Annotated in this window: 30 protein-coding genes; 6 read left to right on the top strand and 24 right to left on the bottom strand. The window is 61.3% G+C overall.

Going from position 1 to position 24,605, the window contains the following annotated elements; translation table 11 throughout:
• Positions 1 to 7 precede the first annotated feature (7 nt).
• From BHD08_RS05480 to BHD08_RS05470, 3 genes are all read left to right on the top strand, one after another.
• The gene (locus BHD08_RS05480) at positions 8 to 721 is read left to right on the top strand and encodes an endonuclease (protein WP_125021090.1); all 714 of its coding nucleotides are present in this window, start codon (positions 8 to 10) and stop codon (positions 719 to 721) included.
• 74 nt (positions 722 to 795) lie between these two features.
• Positions 796 to 1,431 (top strand): DUF2238 domain-containing protein, encoded by a 636-nt coding sequence (locus BHD08_RS05475; RefSeq protein WP_125021089.1) that lies wholly within the window; start codon positions 796 to 798, stop codon positions 1,429 to 1,431.
• Positions 1,428 to 1,799: a DUF2784 domain-containing protein gene (locus BHD08_RS05470; RefSeq protein WP_125021088.1), complete on the top strand. Its 372-nt coding sequence runs from the start codon at positions 1,428 to 1,430 to the stop codon at positions 1,797 to 1,799. Before BHD08_RS05475 ends, BHD08_RS05470 begins: the two co-directional genes overlap by 4 nt.
• On the opposite strand, the gene BHD08_RS05465 is transcribed toward BHD08_RS05470, so the two are convergent.
• On the bottom strand, positions 1,757 to 2,317 hold the full coding sequence (locus BHD08_RS05465; RefSeq protein ID WP_125021087.1) for a flavin reductase family protein: 561 nt from the start codon (positions 2,315 to 2,317) through the stop codon (positions 1,757 to 1,759). The genes BHD08_RS05470 and BHD08_RS05465 overlap by 43 nt on opposite strands.
• 55 nt (positions 2,318 to 2,372) lie before the next feature.
• Between BHD08_RS05465 and BHD08_RS05460 the strand changes: the two genes are divergently transcribed.
• Entirely contained in the window at positions 2,373 to 2,564 is a 192-nt protein-coding gene (locus BHD08_RS05460; protein WP_125021086.1) for a hypothetical protein, read from the top strand.
• Between the two features lie 11 nt (positions 2,565 to 2,575).
• Here BHD08_RS05460 and BHD08_RS05455 read toward each other — a convergent pair whose 3' ends face one another.
• Positions 2,576 to 3,370: an amidohydrolase gene (locus tag BHD08_RS05455; RefSeq protein ID WP_015276145.1), complete on the bottom strand. Its 795-nt coding sequence runs from the start codon at positions 3,368 to 3,370 to the stop codon at positions 2,576 to 2,578.
• A complete protein-coding gene (locus BHD08_RS05450) occupies positions 3,358 to 4,506 on the bottom strand; it encodes a pyridoxal phosphate-dependent aminotransferase (protein WP_125021085.1) in 1,149 nt (382 codons plus the stop codon). Before BHD08_RS05450 ends, BHD08_RS05455 begins: the two co-directional genes overlap by 13 nt.
• 158 nt (positions 4,507 to 4,664) lie before the next feature.
• Here BHD08_RS05450 and cysE (BHD08_RS05445) point away from each other — a divergent pair, with 158 nt between their 5' ends.
• Complete coding sequence (cysE, locus tag BHD08_RS05445; RefSeq protein WP_125021084.1) at positions 4,665 to 5,459, top strand: serine O-acetyltransferase; 795 nt, start codon at positions 4,665 to 4,667, stop codon at positions 5,457 to 5,459.
• A 4-nt stretch (positions 5,460 to 5,463) separates the two neighbouring features.
• On the opposite strand, the gene der is transcribed toward cysE (BHD08_RS05445), so the two are convergent.
• From der to trmJ, 19 genes are all read right to left on the bottom strand, one after another.
• Positions 5,464 to 6,957, bottom strand: a complete 1,494-nt coding sequence (gene der / locus BHD08_RS05440; RefSeq protein WP_015276142.1) for a ribosome biogenesis GTPase Der — start codon at positions 6,955 to 6,957, stop codon at positions 5,464 to 5,466.
• A gap of 102 nt (positions 6,958 to 7,059) precedes the next feature.
• Positions 7,060 to 8,208: an outer membrane protein assembly factor BamB gene (bamB, locus tag BHD08_RS05435; RefSeq protein ID WP_041756925.1), complete on the bottom strand. Its 1,149-nt coding sequence runs from the start codon at positions 8,206 to 8,208 to the stop codon at positions 7,060 to 7,062.
• 3 nt (positions 8,209 to 8,211) lie between these two features.
• Positions 8,212 to 8,853, bottom strand: coding sequence for a tetratricopeptide repeat protein (locus tag BHD08_RS05430; RefSeq protein ID WP_125021083.1), 642 nt, complete (start codon positions 8,851 to 8,853; stop codon positions 8,212 to 8,214).
• Between the two features lie 27 nt (positions 8,854 to 8,880).
• Positions 8,881 to 10,170 (bottom strand): histidine--tRNA ligase, encoded by a 1,290-nt coding sequence (gene hisS, locus BHD08_RS05425; protein WP_125021082.1) that lies wholly within the window; start codon positions 10,168 to 10,170, stop codon positions 8,881 to 8,883.
• A gap of 16 nt (positions 10,171 to 10,186) precedes the next feature.
• The gene (gene ispG / locus BHD08_RS05420) at positions 10,187 to 11,299 is read right to left on the bottom strand and encodes a flavodoxin-dependent (E)-4-hydroxy-3-methylbut-2-enyl-diphosphate synthase (protein WP_015276138.1); all 1,113 of its coding nucleotides are present in this window, start codon (positions 11,297 to 11,299) and stop codon (positions 10,187 to 10,189) included.
• 7 nt (positions 11,300 to 11,306) lie between these two features.
• Positions 11,307 to 12,317: a RodZ family helix-turn-helix domain-containing protein gene (locus BHD08_RS05415; protein WP_125021081.1), complete on the bottom strand. Its 1,011-nt coding sequence runs from the start codon at positions 12,315 to 12,317 to the stop codon at positions 11,307 to 11,309.
• A complete protein-coding gene (gene pilW, locus BHD08_RS05410; protein ID WP_015276136.1) occupies positions 12,314 to 13,072 on the bottom strand; it encodes a type IV pilus biogenesis/stability protein PilW in 759 nt (252 codons plus the stop codon). Before pilW ends, BHD08_RS05415 begins: the two co-directional genes overlap by 4 nt.
• Before the next feature lie 11 nt (positions 13,073 to 13,083).
• Positions 13,084 to 14,232 carry a 23S rRNA (adenine(2503)-C(2))-methyltransferase RlmN gene (gene rlmN / locus BHD08_RS05405; RefSeq protein ID WP_125021080.1) on the bottom strand — a complete coding sequence of 383 codons (1,149 nt, stop codon included), beginning with the start codon at positions 14,230 to 14,232 and terminating at the stop codon, positions 13,084 to 13,086.
• A 19-nt stretch (positions 14,233 to 14,251) separates the two neighbouring features.
• A complete protein-coding gene (ndk, locus tag BHD08_RS05400; RefSeq protein WP_003284654.1) occupies positions 14,252 to 14,683 on the bottom strand; it encodes a nucleoside-diphosphate kinase in 432 nt (143 codons plus the stop codon).
• Between the two features lie 166 nt (positions 14,684 to 14,849).
• Entirely contained in the window at positions 14,850 to 15,050 is a 201-nt protein-coding gene (iscX, locus tag BHD08_RS05395) for a Fe-S cluster assembly protein IscX (protein ID WP_125021079.1), read from the bottom strand.
• A gap of 12 nt (positions 15,051 to 15,062) precedes the next feature.
• Positions 15,063 to 15,401: an ISC system 2Fe-2S type ferredoxin gene (gene fdx, locus BHD08_RS05390; protein ID WP_015276133.1), complete on the bottom strand. Its 339-nt coding sequence runs from the start codon at positions 15,399 to 15,401 to the stop codon at positions 15,063 to 15,065.
• A 5-nt stretch (positions 15,402 to 15,406) separates the two neighbouring features.
• Positions 15,407 to 17,269, bottom strand: a complete 1,863-nt coding sequence (gene hscA, locus BHD08_RS05385) for a Fe-S protein assembly chaperone HscA (protein WP_125021078.1) — start codon at positions 17,267 to 17,269, stop codon at positions 15,407 to 15,409.
• 41 nt (positions 17,270 to 17,310) lie between these two features.
• A complete protein-coding gene (gene hscB, locus BHD08_RS05380) occupies positions 17,311 to 17,832 on the bottom strand; it encodes a co-chaperone HscB (RefSeq protein ID WP_015276131.1) in 522 nt (173 codons plus the stop codon).
• 7 nt (positions 17,833 to 17,839) lie between these two features.
• Positions 17,840 to 18,163 carry an iron-sulfur cluster assembly protein IscA gene (gene iscA, locus BHD08_RS05375; RefSeq protein WP_003298170.1) on the bottom strand — a complete coding sequence of 108 codons (324 nt, stop codon included), beginning with the start codon at positions 18,161 to 18,163 and terminating at the stop codon, positions 17,840 to 17,842.
• An 11-nt stretch (positions 18,164 to 18,174) separates the two neighbouring features.
• Positions 18,175 to 18,561 carry a Fe-S cluster assembly scaffold IscU gene (iscU, locus tag BHD08_RS05370; protein WP_003284664.1) on the bottom strand — a complete coding sequence of 129 codons (387 nt, stop codon included), beginning with the start codon at positions 18,559 to 18,561 and terminating at the stop codon, positions 18,175 to 18,177.
• 43 nt (positions 18,562 to 18,604) lie between these two features.
• Positions 18,605 to 19,819, bottom strand: a complete 1,215-nt coding sequence (locus BHD08_RS05365) for an IscS subfamily cysteine desulfurase (protein ID WP_125021077.1) — start codon at positions 19,817 to 19,819, stop codon at positions 18,605 to 18,607.
• Positions 19,820 to 19,850: 31 nt separating this feature from the next.
• Positions 19,851 to 20,342 carry a Fe-S cluster assembly transcriptional regulator IscR gene (iscR, locus tag BHD08_RS05360; RefSeq protein ID WP_015276129.1) on the bottom strand — a complete coding sequence of 164 codons (492 nt, stop codon included), beginning with the start codon at positions 20,340 to 20,342 and terminating at the stop codon, positions 19,851 to 19,853.
• A 159-nt stretch (positions 20,343 to 20,501) separates the two neighbouring features.
• Entirely contained in the window at positions 20,502 to 21,278 is a 777-nt protein-coding gene (cysE, locus tag BHD08_RS05355; protein ID WP_125021076.1) for a serine O-acetyltransferase, read from the bottom strand.
• Entirely contained in the window at positions 21,278 to 22,114 is an 837-nt protein-coding gene (gene trmJ / locus BHD08_RS05350) for a tRNA (cytosine(32)/uridine(32)-2'-O)-methyltransferase TrmJ (protein WP_232422570.1), read from the bottom strand. Before trmJ ends, cysE (BHD08_RS05355) begins: the two co-directional genes overlap by 1 nt.
• 94 nt (positions 22,115 to 22,208) lie before the next feature.
• On the opposite strand from trmJ, the gene suhB reads away from it, so the two are divergent.
• The gene (gene suhB, locus BHD08_RS05345; RefSeq protein ID WP_015276126.1) at positions 22,209 to 23,024 is read left to right on the top strand and encodes an inositol-phosphate phosphatase; all 816 of its coding nucleotides are present in this window, start codon (positions 22,209 to 22,211) and stop codon (positions 23,022 to 23,024) included.
• Between the two features lie 58 nt (positions 23,025 to 23,082).
• Here suhB and BHD08_RS05340 read toward each other — a convergent pair whose 3' ends face one another.
• Positions 23,083 to 23,616, bottom strand: coding sequence for a glycine zipper 2TM domain-containing protein (locus tag BHD08_RS05340; RefSeq protein WP_015276125.1), 534 nt, complete (start codon positions 23,614 to 23,616; stop codon positions 23,083 to 23,085).
• Between the two features lie 77 nt (positions 23,617 to 23,693).
• On the bottom strand, positions 23,694 to 24,605 hold the full coding sequence (gene secF / locus BHD08_RS05335) for a protein translocase subunit SecF (protein ID WP_015276124.1): 912 nt from the start codon (positions 24,603 to 24,605) through the stop codon (positions 23,694 to 23,696).

Here is a 24,605-nt window from a genome sequence, read left to right as displayed (position 1 = left end):
GATTTCCATGCGCCGCTTCAGCTTTTTCCTGCTCGCCCTGCTGGTGTCCTCCAGCAGCTACGCCGACGCGCCTCGCACCTTCCGCGAGGCCAAGAAGGTAGCCTGGACCATCTATGCCGACCGCCCGGTGGATTTCTATTGCGGCTGCGAGTTCAAGGGCAACCGCATCGATCTCGCCAGTTGTGGTTACATTCCGCGCAAGCAGCCCAAACGTGCCGAGCGGGTCGAATGGGAGCATATCGTGCCGGCCTGGGTGATCGGCCATCAGCGCCAATGCTGGCAACAAGGCGGACGCAAGCACTGCACGGCCAACGATCCGGTGTTCAGCCGGGCGGAGGCCGACCTGCACAACCTGGTTCCGGTGGTCGGCGAGGTGAACGGCGACCGCAGCAACTTCGGCTTCGGCATGCTCAGCGAAAAGCCCAGCCAGTACGGTGCCTGTCCCTTCGTGGTCAACTTCAAGCAGCGCACGGCGATGCCGCCCGAATACAGCCGCGGCGCCATTGCCCGCACCTATCTGTACATGAGCGAGCGCTACAAGCTGCGCCTGTCGAAACAGGACCAGCGTCTGTACGCCATCTGGAACCGCCAGTATCCGGTCAGCGAATGGGAACGCTGGCGCAACCAGCGCATCGCCTGCGTGCAGGGCAACGGCAACGACCATGTCGGCAGCGTTGACCGGCGAAGTTGCAGCAAGGCCCCGTCGGTCGCTGCGCGCTGACGCTCCAAGCGACCGCTTGCCGTAGTTGCAGCGCAGCGCCATGCTAGCGCCAGTATTCGCCCAAGGCAGACCCTATGCAGCGAACCTCCGACAATGTTGCGCTGGCGAGCGCCGTCCTGCTGGCGCTGATCGTTTCCGGGATAGCTCCCTACGATAGGCCGACCTGGCTACTGGAGGTCGCACCAGTGCTGATCGCGGCGCCGATACTACTCTGCACCTACCGCCGCTTCCCGCTCACGCAGTTGCTCTACGTCCTGATCGCCGCCCATGCGCTGGTACTCATTCTCGGCGGCGCCTATACCTACGCGCGGGTGCCATTGGGCTTCTGGGTGCAAGACTTCTTCGAACTCAGTCGTAATCCATATGACAAGCTGGGGCATTTCATGCAGGGGCTGGTGCCAGCGCTGATCGCCAGGGAAATCCTGCTCCGCGGTGGCTATCTGGTTAGAGGCAGAATGCTCAATTTGCTGGCGGTTTGCGTGGCTCTCGCCATCAGCGCTTTTTATGAGCTGATCGAATGGTGGGTCGCACTCCTGGCTTGTCAAGGCGCAGTAGATTTCCTCGGTACCCAGGGAGACCCGTGGGATACCCAGTCGGACATGCTCCTGGCGTTGATTGGCGCGCTGGGCGGCCTGCTGCTGTTCGCAAAGCTGCAGGACCGCCAGCTTGCCGAGCTGCCCGGTGCCCGCCCCGCCAGGTCATCGCCATGATCTACCGCGTTGCAGCGGACGGGTTGCTGCTTCTGCACCTTGCCTTCGTGCTGTTCGCTCTGCTGGGCGGCCTCCTTTGCCTGTGGCGCCCAAGCATGATGCTATGGCATTTGCCGGCGGCGGCCTGGGCGATATTCGTCGAAATAGCCGACCGTGGATGCCCACTGACACATTGGGAGCAGCTGCTGCGTCTGCGTGCGGGCGACGCTGGCTACAGCGAAGGCTTCGTCGAGCACTATCTGATGCCGCTGATCTACCCGGACTGGCTGACCCTGCCGGCGCAATACGTGCTGGCCGCGGTGGTGCTGCTGGTCAATGTGGGTATCTATGGCTGGGTATGGCTACGCCGTCGCTCAACGCATCTTTGAAGCGAGCTGGATTTCTTTCCGGCAAGCATGAACTTGCCGTAGCCTCGATGATGCAGCGTACGTGGCGCAGTGACGGAAGGATCGATCCACGCCTGCACCACCTGCAGGATGAAGAAGTTGTAGCGATCCACCAGCTGCCGATCCACCACGCGGCATTCCAGATTCGCAAAACACTCCTCCACTCGCGGCACCGCCACCTCTGCCGAGGGCAGCGGGGTAAGTCCGAAACAGGCGAACTTGTCGCACTGATCGCCATGGCAATTGCCGCAACCAACCAGTTGTCGAGCGAGTGACTCGGTCGGGACGTTGATCACGCATTCGCCGGTGGCCTGCAAGGCGCTGAACGAATGGTTTCCAGCGCTGACCACACAGCCGACCAGCGGTGGCTCGAACTCCATCATGCAATGCCATGACAGCGGCATGAGATTGGCCCGCCCGCCCAGTGAGGTGCCAAGCAACACCACGGGGCCCGGCTCGAGAATGGCATAGACTTCGCTGAGCTGAAGAAGGCTCTTCACCGGACACCTCCCAAGTAGCTGGACTTCCGAATGGCTTGCTGCTCAGGGGAAGCCAATGAATACGCAGCGATCAGCGGCCGAGCGACCCAACTGGGTGCTTTACCGGATCGACGATAACGGCAACGAAGTGGAAATGCAGCGTTTCCATGATCGCGCCAGCGCCGAGCGGTGGATGGAGGCCTACCAGCGACGCGGACACAAGCAGACCTATCTGGTCACGCGGACCGCTGAACAGCCCTCGCGCTGATCGGCATACCGTCAGAATTTCAGCTCGAACTCGTCGCCATCGTGATAGGCCGGGAAACGCTCGCGGAACGCCGCTAGGTCGCGCGCGCGCAATGTGCAACGCAATACCGCATCGCGATCTTCGCCGTTCAGCAGCGTGTCGCCCTTGAAGTCGAGCACCTGGCTGTCGCCACTGTACGGGTAGCCCTTGCCGTCCTCGCCGACCCGGTTGACCGCGGCCACGTAGCACAGATTTTCGATGGCACGCGCCGGCAGCAGGCGATTCCAGGCATCGCGACGCGCGGCGGGCCAGTTTGCCGTGTAGAGCAGCAGGTCGGTGCCGTGCGGGTCGCGACTCCACACCGGGAAGCGCAGGTCGTAGCAGATCAGTGGGCGCACGCGCCAGCCGTTCAGCTCGAACAACGCCTGCTGCTGCCCGGGGGTGTAGTGCTTGTGCTCTCCAGCCATGCGGAACAGGTGGCGCTTGTCATAGTGCAGCACCTCACCATCCGGGCGCGCCCAGAGCAGGCGGTTGCGATGGCTGCCGTCGGCCGCCTCGATGATCACGCTGCCGGTGATTACTGCTTCCAGCCGCGCGGCCTGGGTGCGCAACCAGGCATAGGTCGCGCCCTCCTCCGGCTCGGCGAGCGCGGAAGATTCCATGGAGAAGCCGGTGGTGAACATTTCCGGCAGCACGATCAGATCCGCGCCGCTGGCCTGATCCAGCAGCGTGGCGAAGCGTTCGTGATTGGCGGCAGCGTCCTGCCAGATCAGGCTGGTCTGCACCAGCGCCAGTTCGAGGTCGGGCAGATTGTTCAAATCGCGCATAGTCGTTCCGCCGCTTGTCGCAGCGTCTCCTCTCGTTTGGCAAAGCAGAAGCGCACCAGCCTGAGATTGGCCGGCGGGTTCTGATAGAAAACCGATATCGGAATGCATGCAACGCCGTGCTCGCGGGTCAGCCACTCGGCCATGGCGACGTCGTCGAGGTCGGGGCGGATCGCCGAATAATCGGCGAGCTGGAAGTAGGTGCCGGCAGCACGGGTAAAGCTGAAGCGGGAACCAGCCAACAGATCGCAGAACAGATCGCGCTTGGCCTGGTAGAACGCCGGCAATTCGGCCAGGTGTTCGGGATGAGCGGCCATGAAATCGGCCAAGGCCCACTGCAGCGGCGTCACGCCGGTGAAACTGACGTACTGATGCACCTTGCGCAGCTCGACGCTGAGCATCGGCGGCGCAACGACGTATCCGGTTTTCCAGCCGGTGACGTGGTACGTCTTGCCAAAGGAACTGATGACGAACGCACGCTGGTAGAGCTCATCGTGGCGCAGCACGCTGGCATGCTCGCGGCCGTCGAACACCAGGTGTTCATAGACCTCGTCGCTGAGCAGATAGATATCGCGCTCGCGAATCAGCGCAGCCAGCCGATCGAGATCATCGGCATCGATCAGCGCGCCGCTGGGATTGTGTGGCGTGTTCAGCACGATCATCCGCGTGCGCGGTGTGATGGCGTCAGCCAGGCGCTGCCAGTCGATGCGGAAATCCGGCAGGCTCAGCTGCTGGTGGATGCAGACGCCACCGGCTAGCTGTACCGACGGCTCGTAACTGTCGTAGCAGGGGTCGAATACGATGACCTCGTCGCCGGGCCGGATCACCGCCTGGATCGCGCAGAAAATGGCCTGGGTAGCGCCTGGGGTGATCGTGACCTCGGCGGCGGCATCCACATCGCGCCCATACAAGCCGGCGACCTTCGCCGCGACCTGCTCACGCAACGCCGGCAAGCCGGTCATCGGGGCGTACTGATTGTGCCCCGCCATGACGTGACGTGCGACGGCTTCGCGTAACGCTTGGGGGCCGTCGAAATCGGGAAAGCCCTGGGACAGGTTCAACGCACCCGTGTCCGCAGCCAGTTGCGACATGGTAGTGAAAATGGTGGTGCCAACGTTGGGCAGTTTACTGATGAGCATGACGGCCTTCCGACAAGCCTGCCGCATGGGGGACGGCAGGAAGGCGAACAGAATAGCCGATGACGACTGCCCGATACGAGGCCGCCACAGCAGCCGCTGTCGGACTGCTACAGTTGCAGGCAACGGGCATCACTCGTATCGAACATAAGGAATTTTCCATGCCGAGCCATTCCGTCAGCGCTTTGTGGAACGACCTGCGCAATCAGGCGCAACATGCACTGGATACGGAGCCGACCCTGGCCACGGTGTTTCGCCAAGCCATCCTCGATCGTTCCGACTTCGGCTGTGCGCTGGCGTACCGCATCGGCCATGCGCTGGCCGAAAACGCCGACCAGAGCCACACGTTGGCCGATCGCTTCGCCGGCATACACCATCACGCCCCACGGCTCGCCGAGGCGGCGGGCAGCGACTTGCAGGCAATCGTCAGCCGCGACCCGGCGTTCGATACGGCACTGGAAGTCTTTCTGTTTTCAAAAGGCTTTCTTGCCCTGCAGGCCTATCGCGTCGGGCACGACCTGCAAGCCCGGGGCGAGCGTCTGCTGGCGATGTTCATCCAGGCGCGCTGCAACGAACGCCTCGGCATCGATATCAACCCGGCCAGCCGGATCGGTAATGGCATCATGCTCGACCACGGCACCGGTATCGTCATTGGCGAGACCGCGGTGGTAGGTGATGACGTGTCGATTCTGCAGGGCGTTACCCTGGGCGGCACCGGCAAGGAAGGCGGCGACCGTCATCCGAAGGTTCGCAGCGGGGTGATGATCGGCGCGGGCGCGAAGATTCTCGGCAACATCGAGATTGGCGAGGGGGCCAAGGTGGGTGCCGGCAGCATCGTGCTGCACCCCGTAGCGCCACATACCACGGTGGTCGGCAATCCGGCACGCCAGGTCGGCACGCCGCGCCACGCACGACCGGCCCTGGATATGGACCAGTCGTTCGACGGAGATCGCTGAGCAGTCAGCGCTTGTCGCGGCGCTTCTTCTCGGCCTTCTTGTGGTGCGACATGAGACGGCGCTTCTTGTTGACCTGGCGGTCGGTAAGCGTGTTTTTCTTGCCCTCGTAAGGGTTTTCTCCGCCCTTGTACTCGATCCGGATGGGCGTACCGACCAGCTTCAAAACGCGCCGATAGGTGTTTTCCAGATAACGGGTGTAGGACTTTGGAATCGAGTCGACCTGATTGCCATGGATAACGATCAGCGGCGGGTTGGCGCCGCCCAAGTGCGCGTAACGAAGCTTGATCCGGCGGCTGGCAACCATCGGCGGCGCATGCTCGCGCACCGCATCTTCAAGGATCTGCGTCAGACGGCTGGTCGGCCAGCGGGTAATGGCCGACTTGAATGCGGCCTGTACCGACTTGTACAGATGGCCCACGCCGGTGCCGTGCTTGGCTGAGATGAAGTGGATATCGGCGAAATCGACAAAGAACAGCCGGCGCTCCAGCTCGGTCTTCACATAGTCGCGCTCACCCGGTTCCATGCCGTCCCACTTGTTCAGTGCGATGACCAGCGCACGGCCAGTTTCCAGCACGAAGCCCAGCAGGTTCAGGTCGTGCTCGACGACACCTTCGCGGGCATCCATGACGAAGATGACCACGTTGGCATCCTGGATCGCCTGCAGCGTCTTGACTACCGAGAACTTTTCCACCGCCTCGAAGATCTTGCCGCGACGACGTACGCCTGCGGTGTCGATCAGGGTGTATTTCTCGTCGTCACGCTCGAAGGGGATGTAGATGCTGTCCCGGGTGGTGCCGGCCTGGTCGTAGACGATGACCCGCTCTTCGCCGAGCATGCGGTTGACCAGCGTCGACTTGCCGACGTTGGGGCGACCGATGATGGCGATCTTGATTCCGTCCTTTTCGCTCGGACCGGGGATGCGCTTGGGCTCCTGGCCCTCGGCAACGACTTCCTCACCGTCAATCAGCTCGGCAGCGTCATCGCCTTCTGCGTCCTCGGCATTGTCCTTGGGGAAAATGCCCAGCGCTTCTTCGAGCATGTGACTGATGCCGCGGCCGTGGGCGGCTGCGATCGGCAGTGCATCACCCAGCCCCAGCGGACTGAATTCGGCGCGGGCGATATCGGGGTCGACGCTGTCGACCTTGTTCGCCACCAGGAAGCAGCGCTTGTTCCGTTTGCGCAGATGCTCGCCGATCATCTGGTCCGCCGCCGTCATTCCGGCACGGGCATCAACCATGAACAGTACGGCGTCAGCCTCTTCGATGGCCTGCAGCGACTGCTCGGCCATTTTGGCGTCGATGCCCTCTTCGTCACCGGAAATGCCGCCAGTGTCGATCACGATGTAGGTCCGTCCCTGCCACTTGGCCTCGCCGTACTGGCGATCACGGGTCAGCCCGGCGTATTCGGCAACGATGGCGTCGCGGCTCTTGGTCAGGCGGTTGAACAGGGTGGACTTGCCGACGTTCGGGCGGCCCACCAGGGCGATTACGGGAACCATGCGGCTCTCCACTGCGATATTTCAGAAAACACGAAGGCCGCTGCAAGGCAGCGGCCGAATATTCATGGCTCCGCCAGGCGGAGCCGTAGGCACAACCTGCGGTCAGTCGGCCTGACGAATCGTCAGCGCCACCAGCTTGCCGTCGTTGCCGAATGCGTACAGCCAGTCACCTTCGACTACTGGCCGTGCACGTACGCCGGAGCTGTCGATACGCTCGCGGGCGACGAAACGGCCGTCGACCTGGCTCAGCAGGTGCAGATAGCCTTCGATGTCGCCCACCACAACATAGCTGGAAAACACGGCGGGAGCCGAAAGCTGGCGACGGGCCAGGGAATCGTTACGCCACAAGGCAGTGGTGGAGCGCTCGTCGATGCCTTCGACCGTACCGTCGGCAAGGCTCAGATAAACACTGCCATAACCCAGCGCGGCGCCCGAATAACTGGAGGCATCGCGCTGCCAGAGGATACGGCCACTCTCCAGTTCCAGCGCTGCGGCGCGGCCCTGGTAGCTTGCGACATAGAGCGTACCGCCGGACAGCAACAGGCCACCGTCGATATCGACGACACGCTCGAGCTCCGAACGACCTTGCGGAATGGCAACGCGCTGCTCCCATACCGGAAGGCCGCGGCGGGTATCCAGCGCAACGACCTTGCCGCTCGACAGCCCGGCGACAGCGAGCTGATTAGTCAGCAGCGGCGCACCGGTGCCGCGCAGCGTCAGCACGGCAGGCGAACTTTCATAGCTCCAGCGCTGCGCGCCGGTGTCGATTTCCAGAGCGATCAGCCGGTCATCCTGGGTCTGGACCAGCACGATATCGCCGTTCACTGCCGGAGCGGCCAGCACTTCACTGCTGACTTGGCTGCGCCAACGCTCCTCACCGGTGCTGACGTCCAGCGCCAACACCTCACCACGCAAGGTGCCAACCAGTACGAGGCCGTAGCCGGCGCCAACTGCACCGGAAACCGGCTTGTCGAGCTTCTTCTTCCAGTTGACCTTACCGGTCAGGCGGTCCATGGAAACCACCAGCCCTTCGACATCGGCGGCATAGATCTGGTCGCCATAAACCACCGGCGTCAAGAGATTGTAGGTCTTGCCCTGACCATCGCCGATCGAGCGGCTCCACTCTTTCTTCAGCGAAACCTCGGCCTTGAACTTCACCAGTTCTGCCGGCTCCGCCTCTTTGGTGTCCTTGCTGCTGCAACCTGCGGCCAGTACGGCCAAGGTCAGCAATGCTGCGGTCTTCCAGCGCATCGTTTACGCCTCCCCTCGGGCCAGATCATCCAGCTTCATTTGCAGACCGCCGATGGCCGCGTCCTGGGACAACGACTCCTTGGCCTTGGTGTAGGCGGCATGCGCCTCGTCGTTACGGCCAAGCTGCACCAGGAGATCGCCCTTGAGTTCTTCGCGACTGGCAGCAAAGGCCTGATCTACCTTGCCGTCCAGCAGCTTGATCGCTTCCTCTGCCTTGTCCTGCGCCGCCAGAACGCGCGCAAGACGCTGACGTGCCAGCTCGTCCAGGGTCTTGTCGGCCGGCTTGTCGACAACAGTGCGCAGCTCGCTGGCTGCCTCGTCCAGGCGACCGGACTCCACCGCAACCTTCGCCACGAAGAGGCTGCCGTACTGGGCGTAATGCGTGCCGGCAAAGTCCTTCTTCAACAGATTACCCAGGCGCGATACTTCAGCGGCATCGGCTTCGCCAGCTTCCAGCGCCGCACCCAGCAATTGCTGATAAACGATCGAGGCGTTCTGCGCCTGGGTGATCTGATGCTTCTGCCAGAACTGCCAGCCAAACACCAATACCAGTGCGAGCACTGCACCCAGCACCAGCGGCTTGCCGTTGCGCTGCCACCAGTCTTTGATCTGCGCCAGTTGTTCTTCTTCGGTACCCGAGGTCACGCTGTCACTCCTTTCATTCGCTTAGTCTCAGACCTGCTCGAGGCAGGCAGCCAGACGCTCGGGCAGAGCATCCCAGGCAATGCTTTGTTGTTCGCTGTCGTCGCGAAGCGGCTTGCAACCTACCACGCGCCCTGCCAGTTCGTCCTCACCCAGAATCAGTGCAAAGCGAGCGCCGCTCTTGTCAGCCTTCTTGAACTGGCTCTTGAAACTGCCACCACCGGCGTTGACCAGCAGGCGCAAGCCAGGAAGCGTATCGCGCAGGCGCTCGGCCAGGGCCAGCGCCGCCAGCTCTGCAGCCTCGCCGAATGCGCAAATATAGGCGTGCGGCGCCGGACTCAATGCATCCGGTACCAGTTCAAGGGTCTCCAGCAGCAATACCAGACGCTCGACGCCCATGGCGAAACCGACACCAGGTGTAGGCTTGCCGCCGAACTGGCTGATCAGGCCGTCGTAGCGACCACCTGCACAAACGGTCCCCTGGGCGCCCAGCCTGTCAGTCACCCACTCGAACACGGTGCGGCCGTAGTAATCCAGGCCACGCACCAGCTTTGGATTGATTTCGTAGGCGATGCCTACCGCATCGAGACGGGCTTTCAACCCGTCGAAGTGCGCTCTCGACTCGTCGTCGAGGTAGTCATGCAGCGTCGGCGCGTCGGCCAGCAGCGCCTGCGTCTGGGCGTTCTTGCTATCGAGGATACGCAGGGGATTGGTCGTCAGACGGCGCTGGCTGTCCTCGTCGAGCTGATCGAAACGCTGCTGCAGGTAGGCCACCAGTGCATCGCGATAGCGGGCGCGTGCTTCGCTGGAACCCAGGCTGTTGAGCTGCAGCGTCACGGCGCTGGCGAGACCTAGCTGCTTCCACAGACGCGCGGTCAGCACGATCAACTCGGCATCGATGTCCGGCCCGGGCTGGTTGAAGACTTCCACGCCGATCTGGTGAAACTGGCGATAGCGGCCCTTCTGCGGTTTCTCGTAGCGGAACATCGGCCCGGTGTACCAGAGCTTCTGCACTTGACCACCACCAGTCAGCCCGTGCTCGAGCACGGCACGCACGCACCCGGCAGTCCCTTCCGGACGCAGGGTCAGCGACTCCTCGTTACGGTCGAGGAAGGTGTACATCTCCTTGTCGACCACGTCGGTGCCTTCACCGATACCACGGGCGAACAGGTCGGTGAACTCCAAGATCGGCAAGCGAATCTCGCTGTAGCCATAGCTATCGAGCAATTGCGCGAAGGTGCTTTCCAGGTAACGCCAGATCGGGGTCTGCGCAGGCAGGATGTCGTTCATGCCACGAATGGCTTGCAGGGACTTGCTCAATGGATTTCCTTAAAGATCAGCTGCGCGCGATGACCGCCGCGTCGGACGCGAGCTTTTCGGCGGCCTTGCGCCGGATGAGCTGCTCCAGCTCATCGACGAGGTTTTCGTTGTTCAGTTTCTGTGCCGGCTTGCCATCGATGTAGACGAGGTTGTTCGGGCTGCCACCGGTCAAGCCGACATGGGCTTCCTTGGCTTCTCCCGGACCATTGACCACGCAACCGATCACCGCAACGTCCATCGGTACCAGCAGGTCTTCAACGCGGGCTTCCAGCTCGTTCATGGTCTTGACCACATCGAAGTTCTGTCGCGAGCAGCTCGGGCAGGCGATGAAGTTGATGCCACGCGAGCGCAAACGCAGGGACTTGAGGATGTCGAAGCCGACCTTGATTTCCTCGACCGGGTCAGCTGCCAGTGACACACGGATGGTGTCGCCGATGCCGTCCGCGAGCAGCATGCCCAGCCCCACAGCGGATTTCACCGTACCGGAACGCAGACCGCCCGCCTCGGTGATGCCCAGGTGCAGCGGCTGCTCGATCTGACCGGCAAGCAGCCGATAGGCCTCCACCGCCATGAACACGTCGGACGCTTTGACGCTGACCTTGAAATCCTGGAAATCCAGTCGATCCAGATGATCGACGTGGCGCAGCGCCGACTCCACCAACGCCTGCGGCGTCGGCTCACCGTATTTTTTCTGCAGGTCCTTTTCCAGCGAACCGGCATTGACGCCGATGCGAATCGGGATGCCCTTGTCGCGCGCGGCGTCGACCACGGCGCGCACGCGGTCCTCGCGGCCGATGTTGCCTGGATTGATGCGCAGGCAATCAACGCCAAGCTCCGCCACGCGCAACGCGATCTGGTAATCGAAATGAATGTCGGCCACCAGGGGCAACTGGACGAGCCGCTTGATGCGCCCGAACGCCTCGGCAGCCTCCATGGAAGGCACCGAAACCCTGACGATGTCCGCACCGGCATTGGCCAGGCGCTGGATCTGCGCAACCGTCGCCTCGACGTCGCAGGTCTCGGTATTGGTCATGCTCTGTACGGAAATCGGCGCATCACCACCGACCGGAACGCTGCCTACCCAGATCTTACGGGACTGACGGCGCTTGATAGGAGATTCGGAATGCATGGTCAATTTACTGTCCGAGCTTGAGGCGCGCTGTCTCGCCGCGCATGTGAGAGGCGAGGTTTACAGCTTCGCCGTTGTAACTGAGCTGGGCACCGCGAGCGTATCCCAGGTGTACGTCCAGCGGCGCCTTGCCACTGACCGTCCTGCTGGTCCCGGCCTTGGCCAATGCACTGAACAGTACACGGCCATCGGCATCCGACACACGGGTCCAACAATCGGCGGTAAAGCGCAGCTCCAGCTGGGCCTCGCCGGGTACCGGTGCCGGCGCCACGGACTCACTCGCTGGGGCTGGGGTCGCCAACGCAGGCGCCTGAGCGGAAACTACCGCGCTTTCGCTGGCGGTTTCGGGAAGTGCCAACGGCTGCGATTGCTGAGACTCGGCAGCAGGTGAGCTCGAATCAGAAGGCTCAGCGTTGCCTTCCAGTGTCTCGTCAGTCTCGCTTGCATCCGATTCGGCAATCGGCGCGCCCTGTTCGGGCTGCGCCTCAATCGCTGGTTCGGCAACTTCGTCAGTACGATCGAGCAGATGGATCTCAGTGGTGCCGTCAGCACCTTCCACTTCAATCCGCTCCAACACCGAGACAGGAGATCGCGTGGCCTCTCGCTCTGCGCGCTCCTGCCACCAGTACCAGGCAACGGCGGCCAGCAGCAGCAATAAAGCGAAGCCGAAGAAACGCATGAAGGTTCGCGACAGACGGCCCGGTTCCTCGATGCGTCCGAGGCTGTTGACGTTGCTACCGGATGCGTTGGTTCCGGTGTGCTGATCGAACTCCTGGACCAGGCGGGTCTGGTCCAGACCCAGCAACTTGGCATAGGCGCGAACATAACCACGGGCAAAGGTATGCCCCGGCAACTGACTGAAGTCACCCGCTTCGATACGGCCCAGCGAACGCTCGGTGAGATTGAGCTGTTGCGCAACAGCAGACAGCGTCCAGCCCTTGTCTTCACGGGCTTTACGCAGCGTCTCGCCTGGATTGTTGCCCGTCGGTGCAGCGGATTCTTGGTGCGGCGCGGTCATCGTTGCTCCGAAAGATATTGCTTGTACTCATCCGTACCGGGATACAACCGCCTCAGCTGCAGCCCGAGGCTGGCAGCCGTGTCGCGGTCCTGATGGATGTTGGCCAGACGAATACCGAGCAGCAAACTGCGTGCGTTCTGTTCGGCTACCTGGCTGAAGCTATCGTAGTAACGCTTGGCTGGAACGTACTGCTTGTCTTCGAAGGCCATGAGGGCAAGCTCGAGCAGCGCGCGAGGCTGGCGACCGTCGAGGCGCAGCGAGCGAGTAAAGTGAAGCTCGGCCTCTTCGCGCTGCCCCAGCTGCAGCGCGGTCATGCCGAGGTTCTGAAACACCCGTGCCCGCTCCGGGTACATGTTGTCTTCAGCCGCCTGACGAAAGCGCTCCATCGCCTCCGGATAGCGCTTCTGCTCGAATAGAAAACTGCCGTAATTGTTGAGGATGCGGGCATCCTTGCGGCTGGACAGCGCCTCACGGTAATGCTTGTCGGCGAGATCGTTTTCCATCTCGGTCTGGAATACCAAGGCCAACGCAGCATGTGCATCGGCACTGCGCGGATCCATCTCCAGCGCCTTGCGCAAAGGTGTCTTCGCGCGAGCTGCCGCGCCCTGCTGCAGATAACCGATGCCCAGTTGAATATAGGCGTCACGCGCCTGCTGGCGACCTTCGTCAGTTCTCAGCGGATCGACGGTTCCAGAAGACACACAACCGGCCAACAGGCCGGTCAGTAGAAGCAGCAGCGCAGCGCGCAGAGTCATCAGCATCCCCCTCAGGATCGGTTCGAAGCAATTTGCGCCGTACCTGGCTCGCTCTGTAGCTCACGCACAGCGATGTATCTCTCGCTTCGACGCGTCCGGTCCAGAACCTGGCCGACGAGCTGACCGCAAGCCGCGTCGATGTCTTCGCCGCGGGTGGTACGCACCGTCACATTGTGCCCGCCTTTGTGCAGGATGTCCTGAAAACGCCGGATGGCATTGTTGCTCGGCCGCTCATATCCGGAATGAGGGAACGGATTGAACGGAATCAGATTGATCTTGCAGGGAATATCCGCCAACAGCGTGATCATCTGCTCGGCATGCTCGGGCTGGTCATTGACGCCCTTGAGCAGCGTGTACTCGATGGTCAGCACGCGCTTCTCGCCAAGCTGCGAGATATAGCGCTTGCAGGCCGCCAGCAACATATCCAGCGGGTACTTCTTGTTGATCGGCACCAGCTGATCACGCAGCGCATCATTGGGCGCGTGCAGCGACAGCGCCAGGGACACGTCGATGACCTTGGCCAGCTCGTCAATCATCGGCACGACGCCCGAGGTCGACAACGTCACCTTGCGCTTGGAAATACCGTAGCCGAGGTCATCCATCATGATATGCATGGCGGCGACTACGTTATCGAAGTTCAGCAGCGGCTCGCCCATTCCCATCATCACCACGTTGGTGATAGCGCGATCGATCTTCGCCGGGATGGAGCCGAATGACTTGTTGGCAATCCACACCTGCCCGATAACTTCGGCAGCGGTGAGATTGCTATTGAAACCTTGTTTGCCGGTGGAGCAGAAGCTGCAGTCCAGCGCGCAGCCAGCCTGCGAGGACACGCATAGCGTTCCGCGCCCGCCCTGCGGGATATACACCGTTTCCACGCAACTGCCCGAAGCGACACGTACGACCCACTTGCGGGTGCCGTCGCTGGAGATGTCTTCGCTGACGATCTCCGGGCCGCGAATCTCGGCGCAGGCCTTGAGCTTTTCGCGCAAGGCCTTGCCGAGATTGCTCATGGCATCGAAGTCATCGACGCCAAAGTGGTGAATCCACTTCATCACCTGACCGGCGCGAAAACGCTTTTCCCCGATGGACTCGAAGAAGCTCTCCAGTTGCGACTGGGTAAGCCCGAGCAGATTCACTTTACCGGTGCTGGCAATCATTGGATTCACCTTCGCTCAATCAGCGAATGCGTGCGCACACTTCGGTGGCAGCGAAGAAGTAAGCGATTTCACGAGCAGCGGAAGCTTCCGAATCGGAACCGTGTACGGCGTTCTCGTCGATGGAAACGGCGAAGTCGGCGCGAATGGTGCCGGCAGCAGCTTCTTTCGGGTTGGTAGCACCCATCAGCTCACGGTTCTTGGCAATGGCGTCTTCGCCTTCCAGCACCTGAACGATAACCGGGCCGGAAGTCATGAAGGCAACCAGGTCCTTGAAGAAACCGCGCTCGCTGTGCTCGGCATAGAAACCAGCAGCTTCGCGCTCGGACAGCTGAACCATCTTGGAAGCGACGACGCGCAGGCCGGCCTTCTCGAAACGGGTGGTGATTTCGCCGATGACGTTCTTGGCGACAGCGTCAGGCTTGATGATGGAGAAGGTGCGTTGCAGGGCCATGTAGGGACTCCAAAACTGATGGGTTAAAGCGAACGAGTAAACCCGCGGATTATACGCGGGTTCAGCGTGAAAACATAAGGGTAGAGGGGTGGACTGTCGAAGAGGCGATCAACTGCCAAACGGTTGCTTCAACGCTCTCAGGGCAGCGATGCAAGCCACCCCGCTATCATTCGGCCTCTTCGATCCAGGCGGCCTGAATGGCCTCGAGGACCTTTTCTCCGCCGCGACTGGGTTCGTCAGAAAAGTCAGGCAATTCGATCACCCAACGGTGCAGATCGACGAAATTCACATAGCGCGGATCGACACCGGGCTTGCGCTCGGCCAGCTCGATGGCGATCTCCAGCACATCACTCCATTTAAGCTGCATCACGCTCGCCCCTTAATGACCTTCGGAAACCTGATTGATGGTGTACTTCGGTATTTCGACGACGAGATCGGCATCAGCCACCACCGCCTGGCAGGACAAGCGCGAATTAGGCTCCAGCCCCCAAGCCTTGTCGAGCATGTCGTCCTCCAGCTCGTCAGAGACCTCAAGCGACTGGAAGCCTTCGCGCACCACCACGTGACAAGTTGTGCACGCACAGGACTTTTCGCAAGCATGCTCGATGTCGATGCCGTTACGCAGCGCGGCATCCAGTACCGTCTCACCCGTCTGCGCCTCGATAACGGCACCTTCCGGGCAATGATCGGCGTTAGGCAGGAAAATGATCTGCGGCATCTGGGTCAATCCTCGATATCGTTGAGCCGCCGCCCGGCCAGCGCGGCCTTGACGGTGGAGTCCAGGCGACGCGCGGCAAAGGCGTCGGTAATCTGGCTAAGGCGTTTGGTCTGCCGCTCGATGGCGACCGCATCCTGGCTGTCCAGCAGCCCGCGCAATCCGGCCATCTGGGAGTCAATAGCAAGCCGCTCTTCGGCAGACAGCAGGCGCTCGCCATCAGCCGCCAACGCCGCCTCGACCGCTTCCAGCAAACGCTGCGCATCGACCAGCTGCTCACGCAGCGCGCGCGCATCGCGATCCTCGTCCGCCTTGCGGAAGGAGTCCTCGAGCATGCGCGCGATCTCGCCATCGGTGAGGCCGTAAGACGGCTTGACCTGGATACTGGCCTCGACGCCGGATGCCAGTTCGCGCGCCGATACGCTGAGCAACCCGTCTGCATCGACCTGGAAGGTAACGCGAATCTTCGCCGCCCCCGCTACCATCGGCGGAATGCCGCGCAGCTCGAAGCGCGCCAGAGAGCGGCAATCGGAAATCAATTCACGCTCGCCTTGGAGGACATGAATCATCATCGCCGACTGGCCGTCTTTATAGGTGGTGAAGTCCTGCGCCCGGGCGACCGGAATCGTCGTATTGCGCGGGATGATCTTCTCCATCAGCCCACCCATGGTCTCCAGACCGAGCGACAACGGAATCACATCGAGCAACAGCAGCTCTTCTCCGTCGCGATTGTTTCCGGCCAGCGTTTCGGCCTGAATCGCCGCACCGATCGCCACGACTTCATCAGGATCGATATCAGTCAGCGGCTCACGGCCAAATAACTGCCCGACTGCAGAACGCACTTTCGGCACGCGAGTCGAGCCACCGACCATGACCACCGCGGTGATCTCCTCCAGCTCCACGCCGGAGTCGCGCACGGCACGCCGGCAGGATTTCAGACTGCGCGCAACCATCGGTTCGATCAGCGCGTCGAAGGTCTCTCGATGCAGCTCACCGGACCAGCCGGCATAGGCAATAGTCACTACGTCGACGTCAGTGAGACGCTCTTTGGCATCACAGGCAATCTTCAGCAATTCCCGCTGCGCACCCGGCTCGAGGTCGCCGGACACGCCGGCACACTCGAGAATCCAGTCAGCCACGGTATGGTCGAAGTCGTCGCCGCCCAATGCAGTATCGCCGCCAGTGGCCAGCACTTCGAACACGCCTTTGGTCAGGCGAAGAATTGAAATATCGAAGGTTCCGCCACCCAGATCGTAAATGGCAACGACGCCTTCGGCCTGACGATCCAGGCCATAAGCAACAGCCGCCGCGGTGGGTTCGTTGAGCAGACGAAGGACGTTGAGCCCCGCAAGCCGTGCGGCATCCTTGGTTGCCTGACGCTGCGCATCGTCAAAATAGGCAGGAACGGTGATCACCGCCCCGACCAGCTCGCCACCCAGGCTCTCCTCGGCACGCAGACGTAGTGCGCGAAGAATTTCAGCAGAGACTTCCACCGGGCTCTTGGCACCCTGAACCGTCTCGATGAAAGGCATCTGCGATTCAGCCTGACGGAAGCGGTACGGCAACTGCTCGCCCATCTGCTTCACATCGGCGAGCCCGCGCCCCATCAACCGCTTAACGGAACTGATGGTATTGAACGGATCGGTCGCCGCAGCAAGCTTGGCTTGAGCACCCACCTCAACGTGATCCGCGTGGTAACGCACCACCGATGGCAGGATCACCTGCCCATCGGCATCCGCCAGGGGCGTAGTAACGCCACTGCGCAGGGCAGCCACAAGAGAATTTGTGGTACCCAGGTCTATTCCGACAGCCAGGCGCCGCTGATGAGGCTGTGGGCTTTGTCCGGGCTCAGCAATCTGAAGTAAGGCCATGTCTGTCTGATATCGGGCGCAACGCTCGGCGCTGCGCGGGGTTAATCGTCGAGGCGCTCTTCGAGTTGGCGCACTTCCTGGGTCAGCTTGTCGAGAAACTGCATGCGTCGAACCAAGCGTTCTGCGTCGGCGCGCCGCGCCGGGTCTCGCCAGATCTGAGCAAAGTCATCATTAAGACCTTGCTGCGCCTGCTTCAACCGTGACTTGAATGCCGCCACGCCGGCGAGGTCAGCCTGCTCGTGAAGCTCCTCGAGCTCCTCGCGCCAATGCATCTGCTGCATCAGGAAAGCAGGGTCCTGCACAGTAGCTTCCAGCGGCACTTCATGCCCTTCGATCGCCAGCAGATAGCGCGCGCGTCGGCTGGGGCTCTTGAGTGTCTGGTAAGCCTCGTTGAGGTTGGCGGAGCGCTCTAGCGCTTGGCGCTGCTCACTTTCACCAGCATCGGCGAAGCGATCCGGATGAACCTGGCGAGCCAGCTCTCGATAACGGTCGGCGAGATGCGCGAGATCCAGCTCGAACTCGGGCTTCAACTCGAACAGTGCAAAATGACAGGGAGTACCCACGGCGTCCTCAGATATTGAAGCTCTCGCCGCAGCCGCATTCGCCACGAACGTTCGGATTGTTGAACTTGAAGCCCTCGTTGAGCCCTTCGCGAACGAAGTCGAGCTCGGTGCCATCAAGGTAAACCAGGCTCTTGGGATCAATGATCACCTTGACCCCATGGCTTTCGAACACCGAGTCCTCGGCTGCCGTCTCGTCGACGAACTCGAGGACGTAGGCCAACCCGGAACAGCCGGTCGTACGAACCCCAAGCCTCACACCTACACCCTTGCCCCGCCCGTCCAGCGAGCGGCGAACATGCTGGGCGGCCGCGGGCGTCATGGTGATAGCCATTGCAACCTCCCTTAGAGCAGACCTTTCTTCTCGCGGTAATCGCGTACCGCTGCCTTGATCGCATCTTCGGCGAGCACGGAGCAGTGGATCTTCACCGGCGGCAGCGCCAGCTCTTCTGCCAGCTGGGTGTTCTTGATAGTTTCCGCCTCTTCCAGCGTCTTGCCCTTCATCCACTCAGTTGCGAGGGAGCTGGAGGCAATGGCTGAACCGCAACCGTAAGTCTTGAACTTGGCATCTTCGATGACGCCCTGTTCGTTGACCTTGATTTGCAGGCGCATCACGTCGCCGCAGGCCGGCGCGCCAACCATGCCGGTACCGATGCTCGGGTCTTCAGCGTCGAACTTGCCGACGTTGCGCGGATTTTCGTAGTGGTCGATGACCTTATCGCTGTATGCCATGGTGCAATCCTCTTAGATCAGGCTGTGCGGCGTTTGACACCGGTCAGTGGGCTTGCCACTCGACCTTGGAGATGTCGACGCCGTCTTTGAACATGTCCCACAGGGGCGAGAGTTCACGCAGCTTGGTCACGGCCTCACATACCTTCTGAGCTGCGTAGTCGATTTCCTCTTCGGTAGTGAAGCGACCGAAGGTGAAACGGATGGAGCTGTGCGCCAGCTCATCGTTACGACCCAGGGCACGCAGCACGTAGGAAGGCTCCAGCGAAGCGGACGTACAGGCGGAACCGGAAGATACCGCCAGGTCCTTGAGCGCCATGATCAGCGACTCACCCTCAACATAGTTGAAACTGAGGTTCAGGTTGTGCGGCACACGCGCAGTCATGCTGCCGTTGACGTAGAGTTCCTCGAGATGCTCGACCTGCTTGTAGAAGCGATCACGCAGCGCGCGGATATGCTCGTTTTCCTGGGCCATCTCTTGCTTGGCGATACGGAAGGCCTCACCCATCCCCACCAGCTGATGGGTAGCCAGGGTGCCGGAGCGCATGCCACGCTCGTGACCACCGCCGTGCATCTGCGCCTCGAGGCGTACGCGCGGCTTGCGGCGGACGTACAGCGCACCAACGCCTTTCGGACCATAGGTCTTGTGCGCAGAGAAGGACATCAGGTCGACCTTCATCTTCTCCAGATCGATCTCGACCTTACCGGTGGATTGCGCCGCATCGACATGGAAAAGAATGCCGCGAGAACGGGTCAGCTCACCGATGGCAGTGATGTCATTGATGGTGCCGATCTCGTTGTTCACGTGCATCACAGACACCAGAATGGTGTCGTCACGCAGCGCAGCCTCGACCATGGCAGGAGTGACGATGCCATCCTCACCGGGTTCGATATAGGTGACTTCGAAGCCTTCGCGCTCTAGCTGGCGAGTGGTATCCAGCACCGCCTTGTGTTCGATCTTCGTGGTGACGATGTGCTTGCCCTTGGATGCGTAGAAATGCGCAACACCCTTGATCGCCAGGTTGTCGGACTCGGTAGCACCCGAGGTCCAGACAATTTCGCGCGGGTCAGCATTGACCAGTTCGGCGACCTGGCGACGAGCATTCTCTACAGCTTCCTCAGCCTTCCAGCCAAAAGCGTGAGAGCGCGACGCCGGATTGCCGAAGTTGCCTTCGTTCGTCAGGCACTCGATCATCTTGGCGGCAACACGCGGATCCACGGGAGTGGTCGCAGAGTAGTCCAGGTAAATCGGCAATTTCATTCAGGTATCTCCTATCAGGCAGTCGCCCTGCTCATTCGATGGCGGACGTTTCTATCTTGTCCATCTGCGGTGAAGTGCCGCCAGCTTTACGCATATCCTGGCGCAGCGCGACCTGCTGCACATCCTGGCGCTTCACCAGGTCAGCCAGGCTGATACCGCTGAGGAATTCATGAATCTGCTGGCTCAAGTCGCACCACAGGTGGTGGGTCAGGCAGGTATCGCCGGAATGACAACCACCGAGGCCTTGGCAGCGCGTGGCATCGACCGACTCGTTGACAGCATCGATAACCTGAGCCACCTGGATACCAGCCATGTCACGCGACAACTGATAGCCTCCGCCAGGGCCGCGCACGCTGGTCACCAGACTACTGCGGCGCAGCTTGGCAAAGAGCTGCTCGAGATAGGAAAGGGAAATACCCTGCCGCTCGGAAATATCGGCCAGGGAGACCGGCCCATGCTGCGCATGTAGCGCCAAGTCAAGCATGGCGGTAACGGCATAACGGCCTTTGGTGGTTAATCGCATCGGTCTGCACCAAGCATTACGGTTTGGCGCAATTATGCTATTCCCGAGTATTTGAGTCAACTATAAGACCTATCAATTCAGTAGGTCTTTAGTCAGGAAGCCATATCTGGCCAGATGCAGCGGGCCCCCATGATATCAGCTGCTGCCAGCCCGCGCACTTCAGGTGCGGGCATCACCAGCATCGGACTTCACTTCGACGAAGTCCTCTTCTCGCAGCTCCGGCAGGTCCTTGGCGCAATAATCGCTGCCCAGCGCCTTCAGAGCGCCACACATACCCTCCAGGCGCTCTTCCACTGCCTGAACATGATCCAGCAGCTGCCCGATGGCTCGCGCGACAGGATCAGGCATATCCTCGCTGACGCCGTAAGCATCAAAACCGATCTTTTCGGCAATGGCTTTGCGCTTGGCTTCCTGCTCATCGCTGGACTTGACGATCACCCGACCCGGAATCCCAACCGCGGTCGCACCCGGCGGCACTTCCCGCGTGACCACCGCATTGGAGCCGATCTTCGCGCCTGCACCAACGGTGAACGGACCGAGAATCTTCGCGCCCGCCCCAACGATCACACCATCCTCGAGCGTCGGATGGCGCTTGCCCTTGTTCCAGCTGGTGCCACCGAGTGTCACGCCGTGATAGAGCGTCACGTCATCACCGATTTCCGCGGTCTCGCCAATGACGATCCCCATGCCATGATCAACAAAGAAACGACGCCCGATCCTGGCACCCGGATGGATCTCGACACCAGTCAGCCAGCGCCCCAGGTTCGATGACATGCGTGCCAGCCATTTCCACTCATGCACCCACAACCAATGGGAAAGACGGTGGATCCAGATGGCGTGCAGGCCCGGATAGCAGGTCAGGACTTCAAACGCATTGCGTGCTGCCGGATCACGATGGAAAACGCTCTGAATGTCTTCGCGCATGCGTTCGAACATCAATCACTTCTCCGCTTGTGAGGCTCGCCGCGCGCAGCCTTCTGTGTCTCGGTGAGAATACCGCGCAGGATGTTCATTTCCAGCTTGCTGATGCCGCTACGCCCGTAGAGGCGGCGCAACCGCGGCATCAGATGCCTGGGCTTGGCCGGATCAAGAAAACCAATATCAACCAGCGTCTGCTCGAGATGACCGAAGTAGTTCTCCAGTTCATCGACCGTCACCGGCTGAGCATCCAGCATCGCCGTGGTTTCCAGTTTCTCAACCTTCGTCGGCCGCCCCTCGGCCGCCAGCCAGGCCATGCGCACCTCATAGGTCAGCACCTGCACCGCCGCCGCAAGATTCAGCGAACTGAACTGCGGATCAGACGGAATATGGACGTGATACTGGCAGCGCTGCAGCTCCTCGTTGGTCAGCCCGGCGTACTCCCGACCGAACACTAACGCCACCTCACCGCCACCACTCGCTTGCTCCACGGAGACCGCCGCGCACTCTCGCGGATCCAGCAACGGCCAAGGAATGCGCCGATCACGCGCACTGGTCCCGAGCACCAGACTACAACCGACCAAAGCCTCTTCCAGCGTACCGACCACCTGCGCAGCATCGAGAATATCGGTCGCGCCGGACGCCCTGGCCACCGCATTGGGGCTTGGAAAGTCTTCCGGATCCACCAGAACCAGCCGGGAAAGACCCATGTTCTTCATGGCGCGGGCTGCGCCACCGATGTTGCCAGCGTGACTGGTGTTGACCAGCACGACACGAATGTTCTGCAGCGACACGATGATTCTCTGCGTGAAAGCGAGCGGAAAGCTTACAGGAAGCGCCTCTTGATCCGCCATCGGCGAGACCCAGTGACAGCACCGGTGACGCTACATGCGCTGACGCTTTCCTGATAGAATTTCGCGCTTTCTTTAACGACCAGGTAATTGATCCATGCAGCCCATGCTGAATATCGCGCTGCGCGCCGCCCGCAGCGCCGGCGAACTGATTGTCCGCTCCACCGATCGCCTGGATGCAATCTCGGTCAACGAGAAAGAAGCAAAGGACTACGTCACCGAGATCGACAAGGCCGCCGAGCAAAGCATCGTTGCCGCTCTGCGCAAGGCTTACCCGAATCACGGCATCCTCGGCGAGGAAGGCGGGCTGCTCGAAGGATCCGGTGACGGCACCGATTACCTGTGGATCATCGACCCACTGGACGGCACCACCAACTTCGTCCGCGGCATTCCACACTATGCTGTCAGCATTGCGTGCAAATACCGCGGTCGCCTGGAACACGCCGTCGTTCTGGATCCTGTCCGCCAGGAAGAGTTCACCGCAAGCCGCGGTCGCGGCGCAGCAGTAAACGGTCGCCGCCTGCGAGTCAGCGCACGCAAAAGCCTGGACGGCGCCCTGCTCGGCACCGGCTTTCCGTTCAAGGACGGCGACATGGACAACCTGGACGCCTACCTGAACATGTTCCGCAGCCTGGTCGGCCAGACGTCCGGCCTGCGCCGTGCCGGCGCCGCGAGCCTGGACCTTGCTTATGTCGCCGCTGGCCGCTTCGATGCGTTCTGGGAGTTTGGCCTCTCCGAATGGGACATGGCGGCAGGCGCCCTGCTGATTCAGGAAGCAGGCGGCCTGGTCAGCGACTTCAGCGGTGGACACGACTTCCTCGAGAAAGGACAGATCGTCGCCGGCAATACCAAATGCTTCAAGGCCGTACTGACCGCCATCCAGCCGCACCTGACGCCGTCACTCAAGCGCTGAGTTTGACGCAAAAAAACGCCCCGTCGGGGCGTTTTTTTCATCTGCAGCTTCGCTCAGATCATTGCTGCGACAGCAATAGTTGACCGTCCTGCACCGGAATCTGACTTCCCGGATCGCGATCCATGCGTACACGACCAACCTTTCCATCAAGGTCGTACTTGACGTCGTAGCCGACGACCTTGTCGTGCGTATCGGTAACCGTGCTGCAACGCGTTTCGGTGGTGGTATAGGTACTGTTGGCCTGCATCCGCCCCTGCACCTGGTTACCAGCGTAGCCCCCGCCGACCGCACCGGCGACGGTCGCGATCTTCTTGCCGTTGCCGCCGCCGACCTGATTGCCGAGCAGACCGCCGACCACGGCACCTACCGCAGTACCCGCGATGCGATGCTCGTCCTGCACAGGCTTCTGCCTCGTCACCGTGACATCCTTGCACACCTCACGGGGCGTTCGGATGGTCTCTTTGATTGGCTCGACCGCCAACACCTCGGCGAACTTCGGCCCTCTATCAACCAAGGTATAAGTAGCGAAAGCGCCGCCAGCGGTGGCGACCACCACACCGAGTGCCGTACCGACCAACATGGACTTGTTCACAGTGACATCCTCTTCCTTCGGGCTGAGCCCGTTCCGCAGCCTTGGACCTCGCCAGGCTGCGGAAGTTCAAGAGAGGATCAGGGGCGCTCGTCGACTTCCTCTTCTACCACTGGCGGAATCAGGTCATCGCGGGTGAGCTTGAGCCAGACCAGCAACATGCCTGCCACGTAGACCGACGAGTAGGTGCCCGCGCCGACGCCGATCAACAGCGCCAGCGAGAAACCCCAAAGGTTCTCGCCACCGAACACCATCAGCGCGCCTACGGCGAGCAAGGTGGATACGGAAGTCGCCACGGTTCGCAGCAGGGTCTGCGTGGTGGAGATATTGATGTTTTCCAGCAGCTCCGCCTTGCGCAGCATGCGGAAGTTCTCGCGAATCCGGTCAAAGATCACGATGGTGTCGTTCAGCGAATAGCCGATCACCGCCAGCACCGCGGCCAACACCGTAAGATCGAACGATATCTGGAAAAACGAGAACACCCCGAGCACCAGGATCACATCGTGGAACAGCGACAGCACAGCACCCAGGCCGAACTTCCACTGAAAGCGGAAAGCCACGTAAACCAGGATGCCGCCCAGCGCGAGCAGCATGCCTAGGCCACCTTGATCGCGCAGCTCCTCGCCCACCGCCGGCCCGACGAACTCGACGCGCTTTACGCTCACCGAATTGCCGCTGTCAGCGTTACGCAGCGCACTGGCGACACGCTCCCCAAGCTGCGGGTCATCACCTGGCATGCGCACCAGCACATCGGTGGTCGCCCCGAAGCTCTGAACCACCGCATCGGCGAAACCGGCCTGGACCAACTGCCCGCGAACCTGCTCGAGCTCAACCGGGCGCTCGTAGCCCAGCTCGATCAACGTGCCGCCGGTGAAGTCCAGGCCGAAATTGAGCCCCTTTACTACCAGGCTGGCCAGCGAAGCAACCGTGAGCAGCACGGTAAGTGCGAAGGCCACATGACGGACGCCCATGAAATTGATTACGCGTTTCAT

Source organism: Pseudomonas sp. SCT (assembly GCF_003864275.1).
Lineage (GTDB): Bacteria > Pseudomonadota > Gammaproteobacteria > Pseudomonadales > Pseudomonadaceae > Stutzerimonas > Stutzerimonas stutzeri_AE.
The sequence above is the reverse complement of the archived record's forward strand: the minus strand, read 5'-3'. Positions and strand labels throughout refer to the sequence as shown.